Origin of the sequence: Flavobacterium sp. ALJ2 (assembly GCF_015594725.1) — a bacterium.
GTDB lineage: Bacteria > Bacteroidota > Bacteroidia > Flavobacteriales > Flavobacteriaceae > Flavobacterium.
On sequence record NZ_JADNRC010000015.1, the window covers coordinates 101,922 to 109,060 of the forward strand.

The 7,139-nt window shown below is 31.1% G+C and carries 9 protein-coding genes; all 9 read right to left on the minus strand.

What is annotated here, in order from left to right; translation table 11 throughout:
• Window positions 1-209: 209 nt before the first annotated feature.
• Window positions 210-2,180, minus strand: coding sequence for a thioredoxin family protein (locus tag IUY40_RS16190; RefSeq protein WP_195737898.1), 1,971 nt, complete (start codon window positions 2,178-2,180; stop codon window positions 210-212).
• A gap of 71 nt (window positions 2,181-2,251) precedes the next feature.
• Entirely contained in the window at window positions 2,252-2,734 is a 483-nt protein-coding gene (locus IUY40_RS16195) for a TlpA disulfide reductase family protein (protein WP_195737899.1), read from the minus strand.
• A 149-nt stretch (window positions 2,735-2,883) separates the two neighbouring features.
• A complete protein-coding gene (locus IUY40_RS16200; protein ID WP_195737900.1) occupies window positions 2,884-3,243 on the minus strand; it encodes a hypothetical protein in 360 nt (119 codons plus the stop codon).
• 376 nt (window positions 3,244-3,619) lie between these two features.
• On the minus strand, window positions 3,620-4,426 hold the full coding sequence (locus tag IUY40_RS16205; RefSeq protein WP_195737901.1) for a hypothetical protein: 807 nt from the start codon (window positions 4,424-4,426) through the stop codon (window positions 3,620-3,622).
• A 1-nt stretch (window position 4,427) separates the two neighbouring features.
• Window positions 4,428-4,955, minus strand: a complete 528-nt coding sequence (locus IUY40_RS16210) for a heavy metal-associated domain-containing protein (protein ID WP_229335600.1) — start codon at window positions 4,953-4,955, stop codon at window positions 4,428-4,430.
• Between the two features lies 1 nt (window position 4,956).
• The gene (locus tag IUY40_RS16215; protein WP_195737903.1) at window positions 4,957-5,445 is read right to left on the minus strand and encodes a TlpA disulfide reductase family protein; all 489 of its coding nucleotides are present in this window, start codon (window positions 5,443-5,445) and stop codon (window positions 4,957-4,959) included.
• A 213-nt stretch (window positions 5,446-5,658) separates the two neighbouring features.
• Window positions 5,659-6,021, minus strand: a complete 363-nt coding sequence (locus IUY40_RS16220; protein ID WP_195737904.1) for a copper chaperone — start codon at window positions 6,019-6,021, stop codon at window positions 5,659-5,661.
• A gap of 159 nt (window positions 6,022-6,180) precedes the next feature.
• The gene (locus tag IUY40_RS16225; protein WP_195737905.1) at window positions 6,181-6,537 is read right to left on the minus strand and encodes a hypothetical protein; all 357 of its coding nucleotides are present in this window, start codon (window positions 6,535-6,537) and stop codon (window positions 6,181-6,183) included.
• Window positions 6,538-6,777: 240 nt separating this feature from the next.
• Window positions 6,778-7,139: hypothetical protein (locus IUY40_RS16230; RefSeq protein ID WP_195737906.1), on the minus strand; the 362-nt coding region annotated here is incomplete at its 5' end.

The following is a 7,139-nucleotide window of genomic DNA, read 5'->3' on the forward strand; positions in this document are numbered from 1 at the left end:
TTAACCTCCAAATGCATAAAATAAGATAATTTTAAGATTCGAACTATCATAAAAATGCCTCCAAATAGTGTTTAACTTTTTGAAGGCATATAAATTTAGACAGCTTTTTTATTTATTGTCAGGTTTAGTTGTAACTCAGAACCTTAGTGTTTTCTAGATTATTCACAATATAAGAAACCTTTTTCCGAGTGCTATCCGGAACTCATAATTTAGTTTTTAAAACTCTGTATTCCTGAGTTTAACCATTGTTCATATTCGGCAATGTTTGGTGTATATCCTGTAGGTTTATTTAAGCTTTGCTCATTAGTATCTAATATAATATAATACGGTTGTGCATTTGCTTTATAGCGAGTAATCTGGAAGTCGCTCCATTTATTTCCTATTGATTTTATTTTTTTACCTGTTTCTTTTGAAGTGTATTGTTCTTCGATAGGTAATTCTCTTTTATCATCAACATACAGAGAAATCAAAACGACTTCATTATTTAATATTGATAAAATACGTGGATCTGACCAAACGTAATCTTCCATTTTACGACAATTAACACAAGCAAAACCAGTAAAGTCTAAAAGAATAGGTTTGTTTACACTTTTAGCATAGGTCAATCCTTTTTCATAATCGGTAAAAGCTATAATATCATGTGGTCCTTTATGAGCTCCATCAGGTAGTGTTATTGCAGAGGTAGAACCTTTGCTTGAACCACCTACACCATAAGGCGATTCGCTATAAGTCATTGGGGGCGGAAAACCACTAATTAATTTTAAAGGCGCTCCCCATAAACCTGGAATAAGATATATTGTAAATACCAATACCACTAATCCCATAGACAATCTACCTACCGAAATAGAAGTAGAAGGTGAATCATGTGGCAAGGTTATCTTTCCGAATAAGTAGAATGCCAAAGTACCGAAGATTGCAATCCAAATAGCTAAGAAAATTTCTCTTTCAAACCAATGCAATTGCAATACTAAATCGGCATTAGATAAAAATTTAAATGCTAAAGCCAGTTCTAGAAAACCTAAACAGACTTTTACTGTATTTAGCCAGCCGCCAGATTTTGGTAATGTATTTAGCCATCCTGGGAACATAGCAAATAACATAAATGGCAATGCCAAAGCAGATGAAAAACCTAACATTCCTACAATTGGAGCAATTCCACCTTTAGAAGCTGCTTCAACGAGTAAAGTACCTATAATTGGGCCAGTACAAGAAAAAGAAACGATTGCCAGCGCCAATGCCATGAATACGATTCCTAATATTCCTCCTTTATCCGCCTGACGATCTACTTTATTTGCCCATGAATTAGGCAACATAATTTCGAAAGCACCTAAAAAAGATAAGGCAAATACAACCAACAGCACAAAGAAAAGAACATTAAACCAAACATTGGTAGATAGTGCATTTAGTGCATCGGCACCAAAAATCAAGGTAATTACTGTTCCAAGAAATACATATATCAAAATGATTGAGACACCATAAATAATAGCATTTTTAATTCCTTTGGCTTTGGTTTTACTTTGTTTTGTAAAGAAACTTACCGTCATTGGAATCATCGGGAATACACAAGGAGTAAGTAGTGCTGCAAATCCAGACAAGAAAGCAATAAAGAAAATCATGTATAAACTAGAATCAGATTCTTTCGATTCGGGTTGTTTTTCTGCCGCAGAGGCAACATCCTTTTTAGTCGTTTTTTCGTTTACAATGTCGGAAGCTTGGATTTCTTTTGCAGCAAGTGTTTTAAGATTAAACTCAAAATATTTAGTTTCGCTAATGCAATTTTCTTTACAAACTTGATATGAAAGTTCTACTTGTATTGTTTTTTTCTCAGGATTAATTTGTTTAATCAATTGAGTAAAAACTACTTTGTCCGAAAAGAATATTTCATCTACACCAAATATTTCATTAAATTCTCTTTGGGTTTCGCTTTCTGTTGTTTTTCCTACAAGGTCATAATTATTTTTGTTATCATGAAATATGAATTCGGCAGGTAGCGGACCATCTTCGGGAGTGAATTGAGAATATACATGCCAGCCTGATTCGATAGCTCCTTTAAAAGAAAGCAAATATTCAGAGTCGGATTTTTTCTCAATTGAAGCTTCCCATTTTACAGGATTTATAATCTGTGCCTGAACTTTTGCAAAAGCAAAAACCAGTAATAATAAATATAAGATTTTCTTCATTTTGTATGTTTAATCAGAACGGTTTGTTCTGGTGATGATTTGATTTTAGATAGTGTCTTCTAGTAAAACACTTATTTCTTTTTGATTTGAGTAATTATTTGTGTTTCTGTTGGATTGATAGCAATTAGTTTTCCTGATTTACTAAAAAGATATGTACTTGGTATTCCTCTTACTCCAAAGGTAGCTACTGATTTAGCATCAAATCCTTTTGGATCAATTAATTGTGGATTTTTTAGTTTGTCTTTTTCTATGGCTTGTAACCATTTTTCTTTATCAACATCTACAGATATCCCAACAATCTCAAAACTTTGTCCTTTGTATTTGTCATATAATTTCACCAAATTTTTATTGGCTATTCGGCAATACGGACACCAAGATGCCCAAAAATCGACTAAAACTATTTTTCCTGTATAAGAATTTAGTTTAACTGTTTTATTCTTATCATTCTGTAATTGGATATTCGGGAAAGAATCACCTTTTTTAATTTGTGCATTAATAGCTGTGATAGATAGTAATAGAGTCATTGCTATCAATACATTTTTTATTGAATTCATTGTTTTTATAATTTTGAAAGAATTAATTCCAAGACACAACAAAAAACATAACAAATACTGTTATATCCTGAAGAATTGGATTTTTTTAATGATTTACAGCTTTAAAATGGTTTTGGATTAAACGCATTTATGGCTGTCGTAAAAGGAATTTAGCTTATTTTTGGCGGAAGCCAAATGGAACGGAAATCTGAAGAAATAAAGATTTCTGAATAATAATAGTTTTGCTTTCTTTCTGAAAAATTAAAAAAAGAATGATTATCTATTTGAAAAGAAATCATAGGTGAATAATAACTACAGTAAACTACAGGACAATCGGTAGCACTTTCTATACAACCCTTAGCACATCTGTGTTCTTTTGTTTTTAAATCGGCTTTTTTACAATCGGCTTTTAAGAATGTTTTGTTTTTAAAACATATCTTTTCTAATTTAATTCCACGTGCAAAATTAAGCGTAGGTCCCATAAAGAAACCAAACGTTATAATTAATAGTATGTAGAATTTTTTTGTCATAAGAAATACGAAAGTAAAATTTAATTAACAGATGGTTGTTAATTTTGATGTAAATGTTATACGTTTAATCAGAACGTTTTGTCCTGATGTTGATTAGACTTTTATTAAAATAAACCTAACAAGTTTTGTAAACCTGTTAGGTTTGGAATGAGATCTAATCTTTTGAGTAAAACGACCTTTTACTCAACTAAAAAGAGATCTCTATATAAACATTTTTCTAGCCAATTTTTTTTTACGCAGATTTCTTCGCCCATTCGCAATGTCGCTCGGGTCTGCAGATTAAAGCAGATTTAATTTAGATCATAAATAAATCTGCCTATATCAGCTTAGATCTTTTTAAATCTGCGTGAAATAAAATTCACCTACAGTTTAAAAATTATTTTGTCACATTAAAGAAAGTGTATTCTAGTTTTAAAAAAATACCATCCGATGCGGCGCGTTGCATCGAGCTATACAATTCTTTTTTGTAAGCAAGGTCAATTCTCGCCTGACTATTTATTATAAACTGAATAGAAGGAACTACATCTAGATATGATTTTCCGTTTTCGGTAATTGTTTGTCCAGTAAATTCCAACATTGCATTAATGTTAGTTTGCTTATAATTCGTATATTTTTTAGGATACATTAATTTACCGACTGAAAATGTATAGTTTACTGCATTTTTCCCTAAAGCATCTGGAAAACTATAATCAGGATTGTTAAGTACACGCACATAACTTACAGATGAGCTCAAGGCAACTTTATGAATTAACTGAGTTGCTACTAAACCAGCTTCGTAACCAGAATTTCCATTTGCTAAATCTATAGCTTCCTGATTAAAAAAGGAGGTATTATAACTGTATCTTCCAAACGCAGCCATTCTAAAATGACTTTGTAAATCATCTACAGAAAAGAATCGGTATTTGGCATAAAAACCGCCCCCTTTAATTCCTAATCCGTTTTCTTGGTTACTTAAAAAAGCTGAGGTACGAACCATTAGATTTTTATTTATTCCCCATGTCACTTCAGGTGTTAAATTATACATAGAGCCACTTTCGTGTTTGTTATCCATAAGCGATTGTCCAACACGTACCCCGATAGAACCCGCTGGAGCATTACTGGCGGGTTCGGTTACTACAAATAATTCTTGAGCGTCTATATTATAAGAAATAAGGAATATAAAGACTATTGATAAATATTTCATTTTATAGTGCTTTTAAGTAATAATTACCCTCATTTTCTGTAGCATAACCAGGATACTTAGAATATGATTTAACTAGTTTTTTGTACTCTTTTTGAGTTACAAAACCTTTATTCAGTACTCTGTATTTTGCTTCAGCATGAGCTACAGGGCTTTTTATATCGATAAAAGTATAGGTAGCATCATCTACTTTTAGAGTTGTATTATCATCGATTTTATCCGTATGAAACTTAGCTGTTAAAACTAGTGAACCTACAAAGAAACCAGCCCTTTCAACTGCTTTTCTCAATATTTTAGGCTGTAATGAATTATCTTTTTTTAAGTAAACGGTAAACGTATTTGTGTTTAAGTCTGTAGCGATACTATCTACTTCGGTAAAAGATTTTAATTGTTTGTTGATGGCATTAGAGCACATAGAACAAGTTAATCCTGTTGCCATTATTTCGGCTTTAGTAATTTGAGAATAAGAATTTACACTTGTCAATAATAGTACAAGTGTAACGGCTATGAATTTTATATTTATGGTTTTCATTTTATTTTTTGTTTTTTTTGATTTGAGCAATAATTTGCGCTTCAGTTGGGTCTATGGCAATCAGTTTTCCTGATGCGTCAAAAAGATAGGTAGCAGGCAAGGCATCAACTCCAAAAGTTACAGCCGTTTTGGCATCAAAACCTTTAGGGTCGATTAATTGCTGGTGCTTCAGTTTATCTTTTTCTATGGCTTTTAACCATTTTGTTTTATCGATATCTATTGATATTCCAACAATTTCAAAGTTCTGACCTTTGTATTGGTCATATAATTTCACTAATTTTTTGTTGGCCATTCGGCAAGGAGCACACCATGATGCCCAGAAATCTACTAAAACTGTTTTTCCTTTAAAAGAATTTAGTTTAATTGTAGCGTTTTTATTGTTTTGAAGTTGAATATCTGGAAAAGAGTCTCCTATCTTTATTTGTGCATTTGCTATAGAAATAGTTGCTACAAGGACGAATAATGTAATTATATGTTTTGTTTTGAACATGATTTTTTTTTAATGCTTTATTTTTGAGTGTAATTGATTTTAACACATAGAGTCATAGGTTTTGTACTCTCAAAATAGACGTTTCACTTATTTTAAATGCACATAGCTAGAGAAATGTATTTCTTTTTGGAATCTTTTTTACACATAAAATTTATGTCTTTATGTGGTAAAAAAAATACGAATTACAATAAACAGGCAATTATTTGATTGTGATTACTCTGCTTTTTTAGGGCTTGTTTCTCTATCATATTGGCAACATCCGTGTAGTTCATCGTAAACTGATTTAGGAGCTGTAAATTTGCCATTATCATATCCAGCATCTGCGATACGTTTTAGTATAGCATCAAGATTCGTTTTCTTGTTATCGTAAGTAATGGTTGCTACTTTGGTAGTTTCATTCCAGTTTACTTTGGCTTCTTTATTGATGTTTGCTGCAGTTTCGATAGTTTTCTTACACATGCTACAATTACCATTGATTTTTACAGTTTCGGTAGATTTATTTTTTATTTGCGCATTGGCGAAAGTAACTGATAGTAATAGCATCATTACCATCAATAATTTTTTTATTGAGTTCATTGTATGTAATTTTTTTGGATGGATTAATCCTAAAATACAACAGAAAACATAGCAAATAAAGCTATTTCTGTAAATAGAATCGGGATTAAAAAATGTTTTGATTTAAAGCCTATAAATAGCTTTTGAATAAGACAGACTTATGGCTGTCGGGAAAAAAATCTAGCTTATTTTAGGTGGAAGCCAGATAGAACGGAAATCCGAAGAAATAAAGATTTCGGTATAATAATAATTTTGCTTTCTTTCAGAAAAATCAAAAAGTGAATTGTTTTCTGTTTGAAATATAGCTATTGTCGAAAAGCCACAGTTTCCGGTTGTAGAACTACAAGAGCTTCCTGAGCAGCTGTTATCGCAATTGTGCCCTTTTTTTGTAGAATCTTTTTTATTGCAACAATCTTTTACTGGAGATTCTTTTTTACAACATGACATTTCATTTTTTGTCTCATGTGCATAAGTAAACGTTGGTCCCATTAGGAAACCAAGCATTACAAGTAGCAATATGTAGAACTTTTTTGTCATAGTTAAGTGCAAAGATACTTTTTCTTGACTGTCTTGGTTGTTAAATTTTTTATAATTCTGATTTTAATAAATTAGGTAGGTTGTATCGTTTTTTTTAGAAAGAGACAGTATTAAATATTTTATGTTTTTTAGTTTTTGGAAGTAATAAAAACTTTGAAAAGTAATTAACTTGTATTTTAAAAGATTTGTCAAGTGTATATGTAGTAAACTTTTTATTACTTCTAAAACTATTTAATTTTATTAGTTATATTTTGTTTTTTCAATATTATAAACTACAACAATCCCTGCATTTGGAAAATATGGAAATGTGTCATAAAATGTTACAGTAAGATATCCATCAGGAGTTAAGGAGAGCGTGTGACCATATTGTCCACTACCACATGTTGAAGCATTGGCTAATTGTTCTAAAGTTTTAGAATAAATATCTGATTTGGCTGTTAATACAACTCTTTCATATACCTTATCTTTCGTTTTTTCTGATAATGGATAGGCTTGTAGTACTGCCGATATGAATTTTTTGTCTATGAACTGAATTTCAAAATCAATTTTCACACCTTCACAAGCACCAATAGTTGTACCTACGAATTTTGTGATGTAATTTT

Bases quoted from the DNA above. Each gene is read 5' to 3' on its own strand.
- IUY40_RS16190 (WP_195737898.1), bottom strand. From the start codon at position 2,180: ATGAAGAAAATCTTATATTTATTATTACTGGTTTTTGCTTTTGCAAAA.
- IUY40_RS16195 (WP_195737899.1), bottom strand. From the start codon at position 2,734: ATGAATTCAATAAAAAATGTATTGATAGCAATGACTCTATTACTATCT.
- IUY40_RS16200 (WP_195737900.1), bottom strand. From the start codon at position 3,243: ATGACAAAAAAATTCTACATACTATTAATTATAACGTTTGGTTTCTTT.
- IUY40_RS16205 (WP_195737901.1), bottom strand. From the start codon at position 4,426: ATGAAATATTTATCAATAGTCTTTATATTCCTTATTTCTTATAATATA.
- IUY40_RS16210 (WP_229335600.1), bottom strand. From the start codon at position 4,955: ATGAAAACCATAAATATAAAATTCATAGCCGTTACACTTGTACTATTA.
- IUY40_RS16215 (WP_195737903.1), bottom strand. From the start codon at position 5,445: ATGTTCAAAACAAAACATATAATTACATTATTCGTCCTTGTAGCAACT.
- IUY40_RS16220 (WP_195737904.1), bottom strand. From the start codon at position 6,021: ATGAACTCAATAAAAAAATTATTGATGGTAATGATGCTATTACTATCA.
- IUY40_RS16225 (WP_195737905.1), bottom strand. From the start codon at position 6,537: ATGACAAAAAAGTTCTACATATTGCTACTTGTAATGCTTGGTTTCCTA.